This window comes from Chitinophaga filiformis, assembly GCF_021646545.1.
GTDB classification, from domain to species: Bacteria; Bacteroidota; Bacteroidia; order Chitinophagales; family Chitinophagaceae; genus Chitinophaga; species Chitinophaga filiformis_A.
The window spans coordinates 994,674-1,014,367 of record NZ_JAKIRP010000001.1 but is presented as its reverse complement, the minus strand read 5'-3'; the positions used below and the strand labels follow the sequence as shown (position 1 = coordinate 1,014,367).

Below are 19,694 nucleotides of genomic sequence, written 5' to 3'. Positions count from 1 at the left end.
TTAGAAATTTACAACGTAGGCTCCCTGATCCGGAACCGAAAAGAAGCGCAAAGTTAGCACGTAACAATCACTTTTCCATTGTCGAATGTTCCGCAGTGAACTGGAAGCATCAAAAATATAGCATCCCACTTCAAACATCCGCTCCAATTGTCTGATATCCACCTGTGGATTATGTGATAGTAAAAGATAATCTGTCCGGAACTTTTTCTGCAGATCAACCTTGGGAAGGGCACTGTCTACAATAACAAGCCTTTTTTGCCCCAGCGTTAGGATGTGCACACCGGCAAGTCCGGTATTGGTCGTATCATCGGTTGTATTCAAGCGCTGTTCGATGCCATACAACATATGCGCAGGCCGTAAATAACGGTTGTATAAAGAGTCATACCCTGTCACTTCCACATCGCCCATGGTAGTTACCCGGCGCCCTTCAATGGCATCCACCAACGTATGGCTGGGTATATTATAAACAACCATTTTATGCTGATACTGTTCATTTATCCGCGGGAACATTATACTGATACTCCATACAGCGGCCCCTGTCAGCGCTACCAGTAATCCCTGCCGCCATTGATGCAGCCACCAGATGAGCAAGCCGGCTATACAGATATACAGGCAGACCACACTCAGCAGAGATATATTGATGTCCGTGATCAAAGCGCCAGGCAAATGCCCTATCCAGCTAACAACCTCGTTCATCCACTCCATTAATGCCTTCAACGCCACGCCGGTAGCATGCGCAAGTACCGGCACGCATCCGAAGATCAACAGCAGAATTTCACCATACAACACAATGGTCGATAAGGGTACCGCCAGCATATTGGCAGGAAGAAAGAAAACAGGGAACTGATGGAAGTAATAAAGACAGACCGGCAACGTCATTACCTGTGCAGCTAATGTGAGTGCTGTCATATCCCATAACTTATCCAGCCATTTACTACGGCTCTGGAATAAATAGTACGTCCGCCGATAACAGATCACGATACTTAATACTGCCAGGTATGATAGCTGGAAGCCGGCGTCAACAAGCAAGCGTGGATCATAACACAGTAACAGGAAAGCCGATGCAGCCAGTGTGTTATATATATTCGTATAGCGGTCCAACATAAATTTCCCAACCGTGATGAAGGTAAACATCACGGTCGCACGTAATACAGATGCAGCACCTCCGGTTAATAGCGTAAACGCCCATAATAACAGGATAATAAGGATTCCTTTAAGTTCTTCTGAAAAACGATGCTTTGGCCACCAGCGCAATAACCATAATAGTCCACCGTAGATAAGGGCCAGGTGCATTCCTGAGATAGCAATAATATGCACAATGCCTGTATTGGTGTACTCCTGCACCATCTTCCGGTCCAAATCATAACGGTAGCCGATTAACAATGCTGCTGCAAGTCCTGCTTCCCGGCCGCCAATGTACTGCTGCAGTGTATGCAAACAATATTGCCGGCACTGCAATATCCATTGCATAATGAGGTTCGCTTCCCTTCCTTGCAGGCCTTTCCACTGCCCTGCTCTCAGGAAAACCTGATGGTATATCTGCTGATTTGCGCAATAGCGACGGTAGTCAAAAGCACCGGGATTACCACTGTATTGCACTGGTGTTGTCTGTGATTGTATCAGTAAGCGGTCGCCGTATTGCAGATGTGCTGCAGCGCTATCTTTCGTTAGGTATACTAACAACTTTCCCTTCGCAGGCATACTGATGTTATCACGGATGATATGACGTATGCTAACGACTGTTTTATACGATCGTGCTTTGGGTTGTAATGGTTCACTTACCGTTGCCAGCAACAGGTCTCCCGGTTTCACCAATGCCTCAAAATAATAGCGGCTATGGCGTATATCTGATTGATATATGAGCAAACCTCCACTGCAAACAACCAACAGTTGTAGTGCAAGACCACGCAGCCAATCGTACTGGAAGCGGATATAAAAAGGCAGTTTTTTGAACACGAGTAATACCAATCCCAGCAAACCCGCAGCAGCAAGAAGTATCAGCGGATTAAACGGTATATATAACTGTACTGATATACCGGCGGATAAGGATAAAATCAGGCGCAAAAATGGCGCACGCTTAAGAAAGGCTACAAACATGACAACTTTATATGGTTAACGAATTCAAGTGGTGAAAGTAAAGCTTTCACACATGAAATATGTTTTTAAGGTATGATAAATATCCACCTACTTGATAAGTTTAAAGGACGGAAAATATTTTTAAAATAGGACTGTTTTTACATATTCATAAATTTCGATAATTGTTAACTAATTGTTTTACAGTAGAGTAACAAATTACATATTACCACATCTGTTATTGATTAGTTAACATCTTTTTAATATTTAATATTTATAGTAAACTGCATTACCGGTCACGCTATTTATACACATAAATAGTCGTGTCTTTAATGGTTATTTTGAGGGAAAAGAAAGAGCCTGATCTTCATCAGGCTCTGATTATTTTAAGACCTGCCAATACTTTTTCAAGGCAATTATTAGTTGTTCTGCAAAAGCCTGAGGGGCTTTAGTTCACCGTTTTTAATGTACTACCACTTCGCTACTACTTCGCTACCACTATACTACGAATGTATATCTACAGGCGCTGTAGTCCTGCGTTACGCCTGCTATTCTATAGCCAGGGCTATAGAATAGTGGCTATAATGCTATAGTAGAGAGCCTATAAGCTATAGACTTCACCGAATAGGTACCGGATAGGTACCGGATACATACCTCGGTGCCCCCTACGGGATATTTAACACACATTTCCCGGGGATGAATCCCCGGGCTACAAACACACGACCCCTAACAGGGTCGATTGACTGGGATATTGATCAACACACTCCCCGGGGATGAATCCACGGGCTACAAACACACGCCCCCTAACAGGGTCGATTGACAGGGATATTGATCAACACACTCCCCGGGGATGAATCCACGGGCTACAAACACACGATCCCTGGCAGGGTCGATTGACAGGGATATAAACAGCTACAAAAGCCATTTAACATCCTTTATTCTCCGGGAAAAGTATAAATTAGTACACACACATCAACTGCTTAACACCAACAAAATGCGTAGAAAACCTATTACCCTGCTTATGTTGACAGGCTTTGCCTGCCTTACGGCCAGGGCACAGTCAACAGAGACCCAGCTATTGCGTTCCCCATCTATCAGCCAACATCAGATCGCTTTTAACTATGCCGGCGATATCTGGACAACAGATGAAAACGGACAGCACCCTCAGCGTATCACTGTCAATCCGGATGTAGAACTGGATCCTATGTTATCTCCTGATGGCAAATGGATCGCCTTCAGCGGTAATTATGAAGGCAACGTTGACATCTATGTAGTGCCTGCAAATGGTGGCACTCCACGTCGTATTACCTATCATCCGGATGCCGATATCATACGGGGATGGCATGGTAACGATAAGATCCTTTTTGCCTCTACACGTTATTCGATCTCACCTCGTTTTCAGCAGCTGTATGAAGTAAGCCTGGATGGAGGCATGCCGGTAAAGCTGAAAATGCCGGAGGCACACCAGGGCAACATCTCTCCTGACGGATTATACACTGCCTACATTAAACAACCCGATCCAACGGAAAGAGGTGGTACCTATCATCCTTTTAAGCACTACAGGGGCGGTAATATGCCGCGTGTCTGGATATTTAACAACCAGACCAATGCGGTGACAGAGATTCCGGATGCAGGCTCTAACAACATCCATCCAGTATGGTTGGGCAATGATGTATACTTTCTAAGTGACCGTAATGGCACCATGAATGTTTTCCGGTATTCTTTGTCTGCAAAGACGGTTACACAGGTTACAAACCACAAAGACTTTGACGTAAAAACGCTTTTCTCTGATGGGAAAACGCTTGTCTATGAGCAAGGCGGCCGTATCAACAAATGGGATGCTGGCTCAGGCAAGAGCACGGCACTCAGCATCAGTCTGCAGGCAGACCTGCCTTATAAGCGTCCTCATTTCGTTAATGCGTCCCTCAATACACTCAGCAGCATTAGCCTTTCCCCAACCGGTGTGAGGGCGGTGGTACAGTTCAGGGGTGATGTACTGACAATTCCGGCCGACAAAGGCGATGTGCGTAACCTGACCGCTACAACCGGTATTCATGAGCGCACACCTGTATGGTCTGCAGACGGTAAATCCATTGCTTATTTCTCTGACGCCAGTGGTGAATATGCTTTGCATATCCGCGACCAGAAGGGCCAGCAGCCTCCTGTTATCATTCCCCTGGAACCTGGCTTCTATTATAGCCCTGTCTGGTCGCCGGATAGCAAAAAGATCGTATTCAGAGATAAACGCCTGCGTTTACAATACTTAGATCTCGACAGCAAGAAGATCACGCAGATAGATGAAGACACTTACGATCGTCCTGACCAGAACTTCAACTCCAACTGGAGTCCCGATTCCCGCTGGATCGCCTACAACAAAAGGCTTCCTAACAACCTGCAGGCCATCTTCCTGTACAACCTTGCCGACAGGAAGAGCTATCAGCTCACTGATGGACGCAGCGAGGCAAATGAGCCCGCGTTCAGCAAGGACGGCAAGTACCTGTTCTTCTATGCGAGCACCAACTATGCGCTGAATACAGGCTGGCTGGATATGACCTCATTTGAGCGTAACACCATTAGCAACATTTATGCTGTAGTACTGGCCAACAATGTGCCTTCTCCACTTGCTCCGGAGAGTGATGATGAGCAGGAGAAAAAAGAGCCTGCCGCTAAGGATACCTCGAAACAGACACGCATAGACCTCGAGAATATTGACCAGCGCGTAGTAGTGCTTCCCGTGCCTGCCCAGAGCTACAGGCAACTGAATGGTTTAGTGAATGGTAAACTGTTATACCGGTCAGATAATACCCTTTACAGTTACGATATCGCAAAGCGCAAGAGCGATGTGCTCATGAGCGGCATCAATGGCTATGCCGTGAGCCAGAATGGAGAGAAACTACTGTATGTCACCGCTACAGCAGCTGGTATTGTAGGTACTGCCACTAAAGCAAATGTAGGGGAAGGTACGCTGAACATCAGCAACATCCGGACCCTGGTAGATCCTACCGCAGAATGGAACCAGATGTTTGATGAACTATGGCGCATAGAACGTGATTTCTTTTATGTAGATAATATGCATGGCGCCGACTGGAAAGCCGTGAAAAAGAAATACCAACGCTTCCTGCCCTATGTGGGACATCGCGAAGACCTCAACTACCTGTTCAACGATATGATGGGAGAACTGGTAATTGGCCACAACTATGTTGGCCAGGGAGATTTTCCTAAACCGATCACTGAATCTGTAGGCCTGCTCGGCGCCGACTACAGCATTGAGAATGGTCGTTACCGCTTTGCGAAGATCTATTCCGGCTTGAACTGGAATCCACAATTCCAATCACCGCTGACACAACCGGGTATCAATGTTAAAGAAGGGGATTATCTGCTGGCGGTGAATGGTATTCCCCTGGATGCGAAGACTAATCTTTATAGCCTGTTCCAGGCCACTGCCGGCAAGCAGGTACGCATACTGGTGAATCAGCAACCAGATACGAACGGCGCCAGGGAATATACGGTGGTGCCTGTTACCAATGAGGTGATGCTGCGTCATATGAATTGGGTAGAAGGCAACCGTAAAAAAGTGGATCAGCTCAGTAACGGTAAACTGGCATATGTCTACATGCCTAATACCGGAGGTGATGGTTATAACTATTTCAACCGCTACTACTTCTCCCAATTGGATAAGAAAGGCGTGATCATAGACGAACGCTTTAATGGCGGTGGATCGGCAGCTGACTATGTAATAGACCTGCTGAACCGGGACCTGCTGAACTATTGGGCTACCCGCGAAGGCCGGCCTATGACCACTCCCGGCAACGCTATATTCGGTCCGAAAGCCATGATAATAAATGGCTATGCGGGTTCCGGTGGTGACCTGATGCCGTTCATGTTCCGCGAAAAGAAACTGGGACCATTGGTCGGCACCACTACTATGGGCATCCTGGTCGGTATCTACAATTATCCGCAACTAATGGATGGCGGTTTTGTGACGGCGCCGCGATTAGGCATTTTCAGTAAAGACGGCAAATGGATCATTGAAAACAAGGGTGTAGAACCTGATGTACAGGTGGAAATGGCCCCGGCTGATGTTATTGCAGGGAAAGATCCTCAGTTGGAAAAAACAGTGGAATTGCTGATGAAGGAGGTTAAAGATGCTCCTGTCGTGAAGAAGCCAAACGGACCTGTAAGGGCGGAATAAACCTGTTGGGTTGACATCAACCTGCCATCATAGGATACTCGCAGGTGAGCTCACAGGAGCAGGACAAGCCTGCCGGTATCATCAGTCTTTTACACTGCCGGCAATTATCTATCGCCAAACAAAATATCAAAAGTGGTGTTATTTTAACAGAGGAAGTATCAGAGGAGCATTCCATAGGGAGAAAGCAATCATTTCCCCCTATTACAGAGGGCTTTGGAGTGCTTTTGATATGGATTTGAGGTGGACTTGAGTTGGACTTAATATCAACAAGAGGAGGTTAAGATAATATAAGAAGAGGGAGTATCAGCTAACTGATACTCCCTCTTTAGTATGGTAAAAGGTTACCCTTATTTGTTGCTCAGGTACATGCTCTTCTCCTTATACAGGGTTCTGAAGTAAGGATCCCTTAGATCTTTGATGAAACGGATCGCTTCACCGGTAGATTTCATTTCAGGGCCGAGTTCCTTGTTCACGCCCGGGAACTTATTGAAGGAGAATACCGGCTCCTTGATGGCAAAACCGTCCAGTTTCTTTTCGATCTTGAAATCAGTGAGCTTATTGGCACCCAACATTACTTTAGTAGCGATATTCAGGTATGGTACCTGGTATGCCTTCGCAATGAACGGTGTGGTACGGGAAGCACGTGGGTTAGCTTCGATCACGTATACCTGTCCGCCCTTAACAGCAAACTGTATATTGATCAGACCACGGATGTCGAGCGCGCGGGCGATCTTTTCCGCATAATATTCCATGGTGGTCACTTCCATCGGGCTCAGGTTGAACGCTGGCAGCACGGCGTTACTATCGCCACTGTGGATACCTGCTGGTTCTATGTGCTCCATTACGCCCATTACATGGAAGTTCTCCCCATCAAAAATAGCGTCGATCTCTGCCTCCTGGCAACGGTCCAGGAAGTGGTCGATGAGGATCTTATTACCTGGCAGGTGTCTCAGCAGGCTGAGTACAGATGCTTCCAGTTCTTCCTCGTTGATCACGATACGCATACGCTGACCACCCAGTACATAAGACGGGCGCACGAGTACAGGATAGCCTACTTCTTTGGCTACTTCTATCGCATCGTCAGTAGTATATGCGGTACCATATTTCGGATAAGGGATCTTCAGCTCTTTCAACAGGTCAGAGAAACGGCCACGGTCTTCAGCGATATCCATGTTATCGAAAGAGGTACCTATAATTTTGATACCTTTTTCTTCCAGGCGTTTTGCCAGCTTCAGTGCTGTCTGTCCACCCAGCTGAACGATCACCCCTTCTGGTTTTTCCAGTTCTATGATCTCCCACAGGTGCTCCCAGAATACCGGTTCGAAGTACAGTTTGTTTGCCATATCGAAGTCGGTAGATACTGTCTCAGGGTTACAGTTCACCATGATAGCGTCATATCCGCAATCCTGGATGGCCTGCAGACCATGTGTACAGCAGTAGTCGAACTCGATACCCTGACCAATACGATTAGGACCGGAGCCCAGCACGATTATTTTCTTTTTGTCGGAAGGCTTGCTTTCGTTTACAGTATCGAATGCAGAATAGAAGTATGGCGTTACCGCTTCAAACTCAGCGCTACAGGTATCCACCATTTTATAGGTACGGGTGATGCCGAGTGCTTTACGTTTCTGATATACTTCGTCTTCTTCACAGTTACCGAACAGGTGAACCAGCTGCATATCGGAGAAGCCCATCCTCTTGGCGTCGCTCAGCAATTCTTTTGGAACAGTATTCAAATCATGCTCCATCAGCTGCTTTTCCATGCTCACGATATCGTTGATCTGGTTGAGGAACCACTTATCGATGTACGTCATCTGGTGGATGTGTTTCACGGAAACACCTTCCATCAGGGCGTCTTTAATACGGAAGATACGGTCCCAGGTAGGCGTCTTCAGTCTTTCCAGCAGCTGCTCACTCTTCATGGCAGACTTACCGTAGTAACCGAGGCCCAGTGCATCATTTTCCAGGCTCTGGCAAGCTTTCTGCAAAGCTTCCGGGAAGGTACGGCCGATAGCCATTACTTCACCTACAGACTTCATCTGTAATCCCAGGGTCTGATCAGCACCTTTAAATTTATCGAAGTTCCAGCGCGGCATTTTTACGATCACGTAGTCCAGCGCAGGTTCGAAGAAAGCGGAGGTAGTTCTGGTGATCTGGTTTTCCAGTTCATCCAGGGTATAACCGATAGCCAGTTTCGCAGCGATCTTGGCGATAGGATAACCGGTGGCTTTAGATGCCAGTGCGGAAGAGCGGCTTACACGAGGGTTGATCTCGATCGCGATCAGCTCTTCATTTTCTGGATTCAATGAGAACTGTACGTTACAACCACCGGCAAAGTTACCGAGGTCGCGCATCATCATCATGGCTTTATTACGCATGTCCTGGAAAGCGGTATCGCTCAGGGTCATGGCTGGCGCCACAGTGATAGAGTCACCCGTGTGGATACCCATTGGATCCAGGTTCTCCACTGTACAGATGATCACCACGTTGTCCTTGCTGTCGCGCAACAGTTCAAGTTCGAACTCTTTCCATCCGAGTACCGCTTTTTCCACGAGTACCTCATGGATAGGAGATGCCTGTAAACCGCGCTGCAGCGCTTCGTCCAGTTCATCCTTGCTGTGTACGAAACCGCCGCCGGTACCACCCAGCGTGAAGGAAGGACGGATTACCAGCGGGAATCCTATTTCCTGTGCAAACTCTTTACCTTCCAGGAAGGAGTTAGCGGTTTTGGCCGGCGCAACAGGTACACCCAGCTGGATCATCCACTGACGGAACTGTTCACGGTCTTCAGCCTTGTCTATGGCCTTGATGTCCACACCGATCAGGCGAACGTTGTATTTTTGCCATATTCCCAGCTCATCCACCTCTTTACAAAGGTTCAGCGCTGTCTGTCCACCCATGGTAGGCAGTACGGCATCAATCTGCTGTTCTTCCAGTATCTGTTCTATACTTTCTACCGTTAACGGCAACAGGTATACCTTATCGGCCATCATAGGGTCAGTCATGATAGTAGCCGGATTGGAATTGATCAATACTACCCTGATACCTTCCTCACGCAGCGAACGGGCTGCCTGGGAGCCGGAATAGTCAAATTCACAAGCCTGGCCAATAATAATAGGACCAGAACCAATAATAAGAACAGATTTGATAGAAGAATCTTTCGGCATTTGCGTATTCTATTGAAAAATTTAAAACCTAACTGATTTTAATACCATTCACCAGACAAAAAAATCGTGCAAAATTAAGGGTTTCAAAGTTTATTGTTGCAATTAAATTTAACGCCTTCGAAGAACCATACCTGCAAAGCCTTTACAGACAAGCCCTTAGCCTGACGAATAATATTAATACACATATTTCCCTGGTGTCTCATCTATTTCTGCGGGGGAAGACACCTCACATATCCGGAAAAACGCATATATTTATGGCATAACTGTTATTGCGCTTTTCCACCCGGTATGAAAAATTGGATTCCTTAATACTGTAGCGAAATCCCGGAGATGGATGTAGCCGTATATTAATATGATTTACTAGTCATATTATTTTTATAAGACAAATGGGGTGGCAATATTTCTGAGATTAAGAGACACTTGTAAACGAACGATGAGCATTAGATCGCAATTTTTATAACAGTAATTATATATCTGATCTTTAATTCAAACCCTGATACCTGATGAAAAAAATTCTATTTTTCGGAATACTGGCATGCAGTCTTGCATTTAACGCCTGTAAAAAGAGCTCGGACGACCAGGGCGGCGACACTGAGCAACCGACAAAAATCGACACTGTTTATCTGAACGACAGAGTAGCACTGGCCTCCAAAGTAAAAGTTGCCTATGGCATATCCACCCCGGGAAGCATACCTGCAGCAACCACCGCAAGCGGTACTCCTGTACTGGTTGAAAACAAAAACATTGTAGACGCTATCAGCGGCCGATACATTGTCATTAAACCATCCTTCAGCTATTATGAGTCAACGATCAAGGGGTATTATGTATCCATCGTTGGCAGCAGCGTGCATTTTGAAGTAGATTATTCCGCCAGCCGTGGTTTTTACAGACAGGCGCCACAGGTGCAAGGCTCCCTGTTTCGAGAAGGCGACTATGTAGACTCGTCCATTATCGTGAAACTACCCAAATATATTATAGGAGATACATTGTCCCTCTCCTACGCCGCTTACGATTCGTTGGGCCATGTCAGCAACAAGGTAATGGCACATGTGCGTATTCACAGCCAGAACGGTATTGCAGACTATCAGGACTTTGTGGGTAGCTGGAAAGTGAACAGGAAAACGGATGCAAATGGCGTATGGCAGAACTATTATATTCCGGATACATCCCGCACCAACTTTGCCTGTGAGAGCGGCAAGGTGCAATACTGCCTGAATAATCAGCAGAGCTGTTTCCCTGGCATTGCAGCTATAACAGCGGTTACCAAATATGACCTGATGTTCACAGACATGAATGAATACAGTGAGTTATTCTCTGCCACGATCTCCCGTGTCATCATGGACAATTCGACCTGCGATAAACTGAACTATGGTACGCAAACAATCAGCAAGCTGGAGAAAGGCGGATGGTCATTTAATCCGGAAACAAAGATCATGACCATAGTGGTTGATAATAATGGCATTGAATTCAACAACTTTTATTCGTACCAGGTGAAAGTCCTGGAAATGACGCCTCAGCTGGTTACTTTGGTGAGGCTCGACAACACCTCTTATACAGTGGAACTTGTTAAAAAATAATCATCTCTTTATTTCGTCATATGTGAAGGGCTGATCATAATGATCAGCCCTTCTATTTTCTAAAACCTCCGGTTGCACCGGCTACAAACGTGCGGCACTTACGGAGCCGATCTATGCGAATGATTTCGTTATGTTCCCCAGCCGCCATATTATCGTTTGTTCCCGGGGTTGAAACCGCGCCCTACAAACACACAGCACCTACTGAGCCGATCTATGCGACCTGCCCCGGTTCAACGAAAATTACGCTTTCACTTTCTTGCTCATCACTGCTATAAACAAACCCATCAGGGCGATAATTGTGAATGAAATACGCAGACTGGTAGCCTGTGCTACAAACCCTATTAAAGGAGGTCCCGCCAGGAAGCCCAGGTAACCAATGGTGGATACTGCTGCCAGGGCCATACCGGGTGATGATGGTTTGCTCCGGCCCGCTGCACTATAAACCAGCGGCACCACAGAAGATACACCCGCTCCCACCAGCAGGAAGCCAAATATCGCTGTACTGAAGTATGGCAATGTTACCGCCAGCAACAAGCCTCCTGCTGTCAGGGCGCCGCTCACCTGCAACATCCGTTTGGTACCGAAACGTACGGTCAGCCAGTCGGCCACAAAGCGGAAAGCGGCCATTGTACTCATAAAGGCGGTATAACCCAGACCGGCGGTTCTTTCTGAAGCGCCGACCACTTTTTTGAAATACACGCCACTCCAGTCAAACATCGTCCCTTCACAGATCATCGAGCAAAAAGCGATGATGCCCAGTGTCAGCAGGATCTTATCAGGCCAGGCAAACAAAGGCGTCTTTTCCGTTCCGGCTGGCGCATCGTGCGTTACCGCATACCTGATAGCAACACCCACGATAGCAATTCCCAGCACCATGATGAGCAGAAAATGCTGATAAGGCACTACCGTCAGCGCAGCCATACCGGAACCGATGGACGCACCGGCAAATCCTCCCAGGCTCCAGAGCCCATGGAAGGAAGCCATAATAGAGCGACCATACATGGCTTCTACAAGTACTGCCTGTGTATTTACAGCGATATTGGCCAGGTTGCCACAAAAACCGAACAACACGAGGCAGCCGAACAACTGCCAGCTGGTTTCGGTCAGACCCAGCGTAGGCAGTACGCCTGCATATAATAATCCGGCAATCATCAATACCTGACGACTACCATACTTGCTTACAAGTACTCCTGCCACGGGCATAGATAACATTGAACCTATGGGCAGTGCCAGCAACATACTACCCAGCGCGCCTTCGGAGAGGTGCAGCTTTTCCTGGATAGCCGGAATCCTGGAAGCCCAGCTTGAAAAGCATAGTCCTGTCAGAAAAAACAAAGCGCTTACGGCAATGCGTGTAGTTCTTTTGTGCGAATGACTGATTGTCAATTCCATATTGTTGATACTTTGAAATACTAAAATTGGCTGTTTGTCAGATCACGTTTATTCCAAGCTGGCGATACGGCGCCGCCAGGGCTAAGCCGGCTTCGTCGGTTATGATGGTGTCCATCGCCGTTATATTACATACCTTATAGGGTTCTGCAGTCCCCATCTTATCGCTGGTCACTAAGGCAATCACTTTATTGGCCGACTGGACCATTACGTTCTTCACGGCTGCTTCATCCATATCCGGCCCTGTTACCCCCACTTCGGTATGCAGACTGCATACACCCATAAAGCAGATGTCAGCCCGTAGCTTTTCCAGCATCCTGATCGTATCCAGCCCGGAGGTTACCTGCGAGCTTTTGAAGATCCTGCCACCGGTGAGTATTACATCTACTCCCGGGTGCTCCATCAACTGCATGGCAATGGGAATACTGGGCGTTACTACGGTGAGCTGAAGAGAAGGGGGGAACAGCTTTACCAGGGCATAGGTGGAAGTTCCACCGTCCATAATAATGGTCTGTCCGTTATGCAAAAAGGATAATGCTTTCGTAGCAATGGCCTTCTTGTCGTCCTCATGGAGGAGGATACGCTCGTTGAAGGCAAAAGGGTTGGGCGAATGGGGAATAGCACCTCCCCTGACTTTGATCAGCAGGCCGTTCTGAGCCAGCGCTTCCAGGTCGCGTCGTACGGTATCTTCCGACACCTGCAGATCATTACTCAGCTCTGTATGCAATACCTTATGGTCTGTCTGCAACTTCTTGAGTATATAGTCAAACCGCTCTTCTTTCAGCATAATCTTGCAATTTCCTGCAAAAATATGAAACATCTTGCAATATCATGCTATGAATTTTCAGCAAAATGGCTAACTTTGCAAAAAACAGCAGAATATGGCAAGAATTGCAATAGACATGGACGGCGTTATGGCAGATACCACGCAGCAATATATTAACTGGTATGCGGAACGCTATGGTGTACAGGTAGATAAAGCGTCATTGTATGGACAACCGGAAACGTCTGGCTTTCCTCATGGCAAGGAAGTGATCCGCGGGTTTTTATATGAACCCGGATTTTTCAGGAGCAAGCCTGTTATAAAAGACAGCCAGGAAGTGATCAAAGCTTTGTATGATAAACATGAGGTGTTCATCGTATCGGCTGCAATGGAGTTTCCCAACTCATTACCGGAGAAGCTGGAATGGCTGGGAGAGTTCTATCCGTTTATAAGCTGGCAGAATATTGTTTTCTGTGGGTCGAAGACAATCGTGCAGGCAGACTATATGATAGACGACCACGTAAAGAACCTGCAGCCATTCAAGGGAGAAGCATTGATGTTCACTGCTCCGCATAACGTTCATGTAACCGATTTTAAAAGGGTGAACAGCTGGGAGGAAGTAGGCACATTGTTACTATAAGTTTATAAATCGATGTTCGCCCTGTTGTTTACGCTATTATAGGCATAGCCTTCAGGAGCGGTGGCCAGTCCTTTCCATACGGGCAGGTATAACAATTCATAGGCCCGGTGCTCAAATGCTTTAGCATCGGCAATACGTTCGGAGGTAAAATCGCACCACGACAAGCCTGCCCCGGGCCAGTTTTTATTCAGGTCTTCAAGGATGGCGTCCATAAACGCGGGCCACCACATATTCAGGGAAAGGGCGCCCTCGCGTACCATTAAGTGTACGGCAGCAGGAAGAAAAGTATAGTCCTCCACTTTTATCAGGGCGTTCTGCTGGTCATTATTCAACCTGTCGGCCAGTATACTGGCATACCGTTTTCCGGTAAACACCTCTCCGGTAGCGCCACAAAGAGGCATTACCAGATACCACACAGGAGGATCAAATGCATTTGGCAGATAGTTCATCAACACTGGTTTGATAATACTATTCTCATTATAGTACTTCGCGTAAAACTATAATAATTTCATTACACCATAAAAAACCGGGAATCCCTTTCTGAATGTTGTGAGTTGAGAATGAAAAGAATATGGTTAATGTGTGTGTATAGTGTCTTTACAACAGATATGCTTCTTTCCTGACTACCCTTTTTTTGAGCGGGCCTGTTTACGTAACTGCAAAATGTCTTTCTTAGCGCTCTCCAATCCTTCTTTCAGCGAAGAATAACTTTTAAGTAACTGGTTGTGCTCTTCCAGCAGCTTGTAATATTTTTCCCGGAGTGCGAGCATTTCGTCATTCTCTGCTTGTCTTGAGTCCTCCATTGAACCAGGGTGCAGAAATGCATTGGTCGTCATCTCCAGGGCCCTGACCACCCTGTCCAACTCTTCGGCGCCGAAAACTTCTTTTTCAAAAAGGTTATACATCGTCCTCCGGCTCATGCCAAGGCGTTTCGCCAGTCTTGTTTTATTCAGGCCCCGTTCTCCGATAAGTTCCATCAGCCGGCCGCCATGATGCAATACTGTACTCTCGCCTCCTTTTTCACCATTGGAAGAAGGAACGCTGTTCCATTCATAGAATTCTTCGGGAGTAATGCTGATAATCTCACAAAATTTTTCGAGTGTGCTCCGCTTCATATCACTTTTACGCAAATGATAATGCGCAATCTGGTTGGTGAAGCCTGCCATGTCGGCAAAGTCGACTATCTTGATTTTCTTCTGTTTTAATATTTGTTTAAGGCGTTGGCCCATGTGGATTAACCTGGACATTATTGCTATATTTTACTAACAGTGGATTGCAGTGGTGCACAATTCATACAATATAATAATAATTTCCATTTCATTATCACAATTGGAAATTCATATAGACAATATAGTTATCTCCTTTATCATGTTAAACGGCTATCATTTTCCCAATAACAATTCCGTTTACGATCTTCTCCCGATAAAAATGTTGACATTTCTTTTAGTGACAGATAAATAAAACTATATAAATATCTGTAAATTAAATTGTTAAAAATGGGATAATAATTTTGAAATATAGTTGTGCAAATTTTTTCAGGATAATAGGTTTATAAATATATTTGCTTATATCGCAATCATAATTAGTACAACAATGAAATACTCTCAATTAATCGTTAACACATTTAATCAAAATCAATCAAAATGAAAAAAACAATGCCTTCGACGACACATCCGGTTAATTTATTACAGGATGTTCATTCAAGGATGATCAATTTGCCCATCTATTTCCGTGAGCGCGTATGTGCAGAATGTGCCTGGAGCATTCCCACATTCTACCGTAAGATGCGTAGCGCGCTGAAACCCGGTAGCGACAAAGAAAGGATTACTCCTAATCTTAGCAATGCAGAAAAAGAAAAGATCATTGCGATTCTTGACGAAGTGTACGAAAGCTTCTGGCAGTACTGTGAAAAATACAGGAAAAAACCAACCAGGAAGTAATTAAGTCTCCGGACACTCATGCCTATGCCCTCTTTAGAGTTTTCATAACCGCCCCTTTCTGATCCCCATAGCGGAAAACCCCTTACCAAGCCCCTTCTTACACTTTTTACACATATACAGGATTGTTATTGACTATTGGCCATTTTTACTAAATTTAAGCTGCAGATTGATAACACGTTATTTATAATGACCAACAAAAACTGATTGCAGCTATGGCTTATCCGTACCAGATAAAGAGCTTAGAAGAGTATCAAGAGAATTACCAGCAAAGTGTAATGGACCCGGAAGGCTTCTGGGCGAATGTAGCTGATCACTTTTATTGGCGGCGCAAATGGGACAAAGTCCTGGAATGGAACTTTAAAGACCCTGATGTGAAATGGTTTACCGGTGGTAAACTGAATATCACTGAAAACTGCCTTGACCGCCACCTTGGTACCCTGGGAAACACTCCTGCCATTATCTGGGAACCCAATGACCCCGAAGAGCGCCACCGTGTCATCACCTACCGCGATCTCTATAATAAAGTATGCCAGTTCGCCAATGTGCTGAAGAACAACGGCGTTAAAAAAGGCGACCGTGTCTGCATTTATATGGGTATGATCCCTGAACTGGCAATTGCAGTACTGGCCTGCGCCCGCATAGGCGCTATTCACTCGGTAGTATTCGGCGGTTTTAGCGCCCAGTCTATTGCCGACAGGATCCAGGATGCACAGGCAAGCCTCGTTATCACCTGCGACGGCGCTTTCCGCGGTAATAAAGATATTCCGCTGAAATCCGTTATTGACGATGCACTCATGGGCTGTCCTTCCGTTAAAAAAGTAATTGTATGTACCCGCACACGCACGCCTGTCAGCATGATCAAAGGCCGTGACCTATGGTGGGAAGACGAGATCAAACAGGTGGAAACCATGGGCAATCCGCCATGCCCGGCCGAAGAAATGGATGCAGAAGACATGCTGTTCATCCTTTACACTTCCGGTTCTACCGGTAAACCAAAAGGCGTTGTACATACATGCGCCGGTTACATGGTGTACGCCAACTATACCTTTGTCAATACTTTCCAGTATCAACCGGGCGAAGTTTACTTCTGTACTGCTGACGTAGGCTGGATCACCGGTCATAGTTACATCATATACGGCCCGCTCAGCGCCGGCGCTACAACGCTGATGTTTGAAGGTGTGCCTACTTATCCGGACGCAGGCCGCTTATGGTCCATCGTCGATAAATACCGCGTTAATATACTGTATACTGCCCCTACCGCTATACGCAGCCTGATGGGTTATGGCCTGGGTCCGGTAAATCACAAAGACCTGAGCTCTCTGAAGAAACTCGGAAGCGTAGGTGAGCCTATTAACGAGGAAGCATGGCATTGGTTCAAAGACCACATTGGTAAAGGACGCTGTCCTATTGTTGATACCTGGTGGCAAACTGAAACCGGTGGTATCATGATCACGCCGATCGCCGGCATTACCAAAGAAAAACCTGGCTATGCCACGCTGCCGCTGCCAGGTATACAACCTATCCTTGTTGATGAGAATGGAAAAGAAGTGAAGGGCAATAACGTAAATGGTAACCTCTGTATCAAATTCCCATGGCCAGGTATGTTGCGTACCACCTATGGAGATCATGAACGTTGCCGTACCACCTACTTTGCCACTTACGAGAACTTATACTTCACAGGGGACGGTTGTCTGCGCGACGAAGATGGCTACTACCGTATCACCGGCCGTGTAGATGATGTGCTCAACGTAAGCGGACACCGTATCGGTACTGCTGAAGTAGAAAACGCTATCAACATGCACGCTGGCGTGGTGGAAAGTGCTGTTGTCGGTTATCCGCACGATATCAAAGGCCAGGGTATCTATGCATACGTCATCACAGAAAGACTGGTGCACGATCCTGAGCTGACCAAAAAAGATATCCTTCAGACGGTTTCCCGCATCATCGGTCCGATTGCCAAACCAGACAAGATCCAGTTTGTAAGCGGCCTGCCGAAAACACGTTCCGGAAAGATCATGCGCCGCATTCTGCGTAAGATAGCGGAAGGTGAACTGGACAACCTGGGAGATACTTCTACCCTACTCGATCCGGTAGTGGTAGACGAGATCAAGAGAGGAAGACTTTAACATAAAATTATATTCGTATTATACTAAGGGCTGAATGTGTTCAGCCCTTTTTTTGTATCATTGTACACCCGCAAACAACAAAAAGTAAACCCACATACACAATACCTATTAAATACTATAGCGTTAGCAACACAATTCATCTATGAAAAAATTATTTACCCTTTCCCTGCTGTGCGGCCTTTGGGCGTGCAAAAAGGACGACAAAACGCCTCTGCCTTTGCCAGGCGGATCGGTTCAGATCACTGTTTATGATGCTACAACATGGGACGCAGCAAATAGAAAAGGAGGGCGTACGCAGGAAGCAACTGTACAGTTGTTTGCATCCCGCGCAGACTATCTGGCTAAAAAACCAGCCTTCACTGCCACCACTAACAACATAGGTCTGGCAGAATTCAAACAGGTACCGGCAGGCTCCTATTTCATTGTGGCTTTTAAGGAAGACAAAAGTAATACCTGGGACAACGGCAAGGGCCAGACATGGGTATCTGACACGATTTTCCAGACAGAGGCGGAAATTAAAGCCCCACAGACTCCCGTACAGCAAAATGCCATTGCCGGCGACTTCAGGTTCAAAGATCTGAATGGCGATGGTATGATCTCAGAAAGTGATGTTACAGAAGCGCCTTTCACAAGCATTACCGCAGCCATCGACTCGACTATTAGCAAGGACATTATCATCGGCTACAAATCCAACTCACAGGCCTCCCTTTATAAGTCCTTTGAGGAAGTTGATGTGGCCCTGCACGACCGGATATCAGGTATCAGCTACCTACATAGAGATGCCGCTATGCTGGATGGCATACTCAGTGATGATGCAGACTGTCGCGACTTTCCTGACTGGTGCATGTATGATCAGTTCACGCTCAGCGCATCCTCTTCTGTTATCAGTTGGGTTTTCTGGGAGAATGCCTTTACTTCAATCCGCGAATTAAACAGAACGCTGATAAGCCTCCAGCAAATTGGTGGTGACAATGCTGCACTGATAGCTCAGGCAAAGGCCGCCCGCGCTTTTGTATACCTTGAACTAAGTACTTACTTTGGCGCATTGCCATTAGTTGAGAAAACGACCATTCCCGGCGATATCTCCCGCGCATCCCTGGAAGAAACGAGAGCCTTTATTAAAAAAGATCTCAACGACGCACTGCCATCATTACCTGACGCGCCGCCAGCGAATAGAAGGACTGAGCTGACCACCGGTGCGGCTAATATGATGCTGGCCAGGCTGGCACTGCTGGAGAAAAATCCTGTCACCATGATTAGTTACACAGACAAGATCATCTCTTCCGGAAAGTATACGCTTGCCGATTCCGCGCAGGTCTTTGTATCTGCCTCCAATAGTGAGATCATCTGGAATCAGGAACAGTCTTCCGGCCTGATCTCTCCATTCAAAGAATACTTTGTACGCGGCGGTCTTACAGTGAATTTCCTTCCTGTTATCCGTTATACAGAGACATATCTCCTGAATGCCCTGGCACACACTATGATAAATGATATCGATGGTGCAACTGAAGCGATCAATAAAATACGTACCCGCGGTAAAAAACCTGCTATCTCCTTCACGACAATTGAAGATGCAAGGAAAGAGGTGGATGCACTTTCCAAAGAAGAATTGTATCGTGAGGGTTTCCGCTTCAGATATCTTGTAGCAACAGGTCAAGCAATGCAGGTGCTCTCCTCAAAAGGATATCATGAATACAATGCACTATTACCTGTTTACATGGATAAACTCAGCACTTATCCTAATTTATATCAGAATGTTGGCTATTAGTCACTATTACTGATGATACTTCCAAAAAGCGGGTGGAGCCCAATGAGGATCCACCCGCT

General features: G+C 46.4%; 12 protein-coding genes. 6 read left to right on the top strand and 6 right to left on the bottom strand.

What is annotated here, in order from left to right; all coding sequences use genetic code 11:
* Positions 1-2,064 carry a ComEC/Rec2 family competence protein gene (locus tag L3C95_RS04215; protein WP_236385479.1) on the bottom strand — a complete coding sequence of 688 codons (2,064 nt, stop codon included), beginning with the start codon at positions 2,062-2,064 and terminating at the stop codon, positions 1-3.
* Positions 2,065-3,067: 1,003 nt separating this feature from the next.
* Here L3C95_RS04215 and L3C95_RS04210 point away from each other — a divergent pair.
* Positions 3,068-6,265, top strand: a complete 3,198-nt coding sequence (locus L3C95_RS04210) for a S41 family peptidase (RefSeq protein WP_236385478.1) — start codon at positions 3,068-3,070, stop codon at positions 6,263-6,265.
* A 347-nt stretch (positions 6,266-6,612) separates the two neighbouring features.
* Here L3C95_RS04210 and carB read toward each other — a convergent pair whose 3' ends face one another.
* Complete coding sequence (carB, locus tag L3C95_RS04205) at positions 6,613-9,432, bottom strand: carbamoyl-phosphate synthase large subunit (RefSeq protein WP_236385477.1); 2,820 nt, start codon at positions 9,430-9,432, stop codon at positions 6,613-6,615.
* 503 nt (positions 9,433-9,935) lie between these two features.
* Between carB and L3C95_RS04200 the strand changes: the two genes are divergently transcribed.
* The gene (locus L3C95_RS04200; RefSeq protein ID WP_236385476.1) at positions 9,936-11,009 is read left to right on the top strand and encodes a hypothetical protein; all 1,074 of its coding nucleotides are present in this window, start codon (positions 9,936-9,938) and stop codon (positions 11,007-11,009) included.
* A gap of 240 nt (positions 11,010-11,249) precedes the next feature.
* Here the strand turns inward: L3C95_RS04200 and L3C95_RS04195 are convergent, their stop codons facing one another.
* The gene (locus L3C95_RS04195) at positions 11,250-12,401 is read right to left on the bottom strand and encodes an MFS transporter (protein WP_236385474.1); all 1,152 of its coding nucleotides are present in this window, start codon (positions 12,399-12,401) and stop codon (positions 11,250-11,252) included.
* Between the two features lie 37 nt (positions 12,402-12,438).
* On the bottom strand, positions 12,439-13,185 hold the full coding sequence (locus tag L3C95_RS04190; protein WP_236385472.1) for a DeoR/GlpR family DNA-binding transcription regulator: 747 nt from the start codon (positions 13,183-13,185) through the stop codon (positions 12,439-12,441).
* Positions 13,186-13,279: 94 nt separating this feature from the next.
* On the opposite strand from L3C95_RS04190, the gene L3C95_RS04185 reads away from it, so the two are divergent.
* Complete coding sequence (locus L3C95_RS04185) at positions 13,280-13,801, top strand: 5' nucleotidase, NT5C type (protein WP_236385470.1); 522 nt, start codon at positions 13,280-13,282, stop codon at positions 13,799-13,801.
* A gap of 2 nt (positions 13,802-13,803) precedes the next feature.
* On the opposite strand, the gene L3C95_RS04180 is transcribed toward L3C95_RS04185, so the two are convergent.
* Together L3C95_RS04180 and L3C95_RS04175 are read right to left on the bottom strand one after the other, a co-directional pair.
* Positions 13,804-14,250 carry a hypothetical protein gene (locus L3C95_RS04180; RefSeq protein WP_236385468.1) on the bottom strand — a complete coding sequence of 149 codons (447 nt, stop codon included), beginning with the start codon at positions 14,248-14,250 and terminating at the stop codon, positions 13,804-13,806.
* Between the two features lie 174 nt (positions 14,251-14,424).
* Entirely contained in the window at positions 14,425-15,048 is a 624-nt protein-coding gene (locus L3C95_RS04175; RefSeq protein ID WP_236385466.1) for a helix-turn-helix transcriptional regulator, read from the bottom strand.
* A gap of 396 nt (positions 15,049-15,444) precedes the next feature.
* Between L3C95_RS04175 and L3C95_RS04170 the strand changes: the two genes are divergently transcribed.
* The 3 genes from L3C95_RS04170 (at position 15,445) to L3C95_RS04160 (ending at position 19,635) form a co-directional block, all read left to right on the top strand.
* Positions 15,445-15,741: a hypothetical protein gene (locus tag L3C95_RS04170; protein WP_236385464.1), complete on the top strand. Its 297-nt coding sequence runs from the start codon at positions 15,445-15,447 to the stop codon at positions 15,739-15,741.
* A 212-nt stretch (positions 15,742-15,953) separates the two neighbouring features.
* Positions 15,954-17,867, top strand: a complete 1,914-nt coding sequence (acs, locus tag L3C95_RS04165) for an acetate--CoA ligase (protein WP_236385462.1) — start codon at positions 15,954-15,956, stop codon at positions 17,865-17,867.
* A gap of 142 nt (positions 17,868-18,009) precedes the next feature.
* Positions 18,010-19,635, top strand: coding sequence for a RagB/SusD family nutrient uptake outer membrane protein (locus L3C95_RS04160; RefSeq protein ID WP_236385460.1), 1,626 nt, complete (start codon positions 18,010-18,012; stop codon positions 19,633-19,635).
* The last annotated feature ends 59 nt before the right edge of the window (positions 19,636-19,694 follow it).

What these genes read in the sequence shown, in the direction of transcription:
- L3C95_RS04160 (WP_236385460.1), top strand. Translation starts at nt 18,010, where the DNA reads ATGAAAAAATTATTTACCCTTTCCCTGCTGTGCGGCCTTTGGGCGTGC.
- L3C95_RS04170 (WP_236385464.1), top strand. Translation starts at nt 15,445, where the DNA reads ATGAAAAAAACAATGCCTTCGACGACACATCCGGTTAATTTATTACAG.
- L3C95_RS04180 (WP_236385468.1), bottom strand. Translation starts at nt 14,250, where the DNA reads ATGAACTATCTGCCAAATGCATTTGATCCTCCTGTGTGGTATCTGGTA.
- L3C95_RS04190 (WP_236385472.1), bottom strand. Translation starts at nt 13,185, where the DNA reads ATGCTGAAAGAAGAGCGGTTTGACTATATACTCAAGAAGTTGCAGACA.
- L3C95_RS04200 (WP_236385476.1), top strand. Translation starts at nt 9,936, where the DNA reads ATGAAAAAAATTCTATTTTTCGGAATACTGGCATGCAGTCTTGCATTT.
- acs (WP_236385462.1), top strand. Translation starts at nt 15,954, where the DNA reads ATGGCTTATCCGTACCAGATAAAGAGCTTAGAAGAGTATCAAGAGAAT.
- carB (WP_236385477.1), bottom strand. Translation starts at nt 9,432, where the DNA reads ATGCCGAAAGATTCTTCTATCAAATCTGTTCTTATTATTGGTTCTGGT.
- L3C95_RS04175 (WP_236385466.1), bottom strand. Translation starts at nt 15,048, where the DNA reads ATGTCCAGGTTAATCCACATGGGCCAACGCCTTAAACAAATATTAAAA.
- L3C95_RS04195 (WP_236385474.1), bottom strand. Translation starts at nt 12,401, where the DNA reads ATGGAATTGACAATCAGTCATTCGCACAAAAGAACTACACGCATTGCC.
- L3C95_RS04210 (WP_236385478.1), top strand. Translation starts at nt 3,068, where the DNA reads ATGCGTAGAAAACCTATTACCCTGCTTATGTTGACAGGCTTTGCCTGC.
- L3C95_RS04185 (WP_236385470.1), top strand. Translation starts at nt 13,280, where the DNA reads ATGGCAAGAATTGCAATAGACATGGACGGCGTTATGGCAGATACCACG.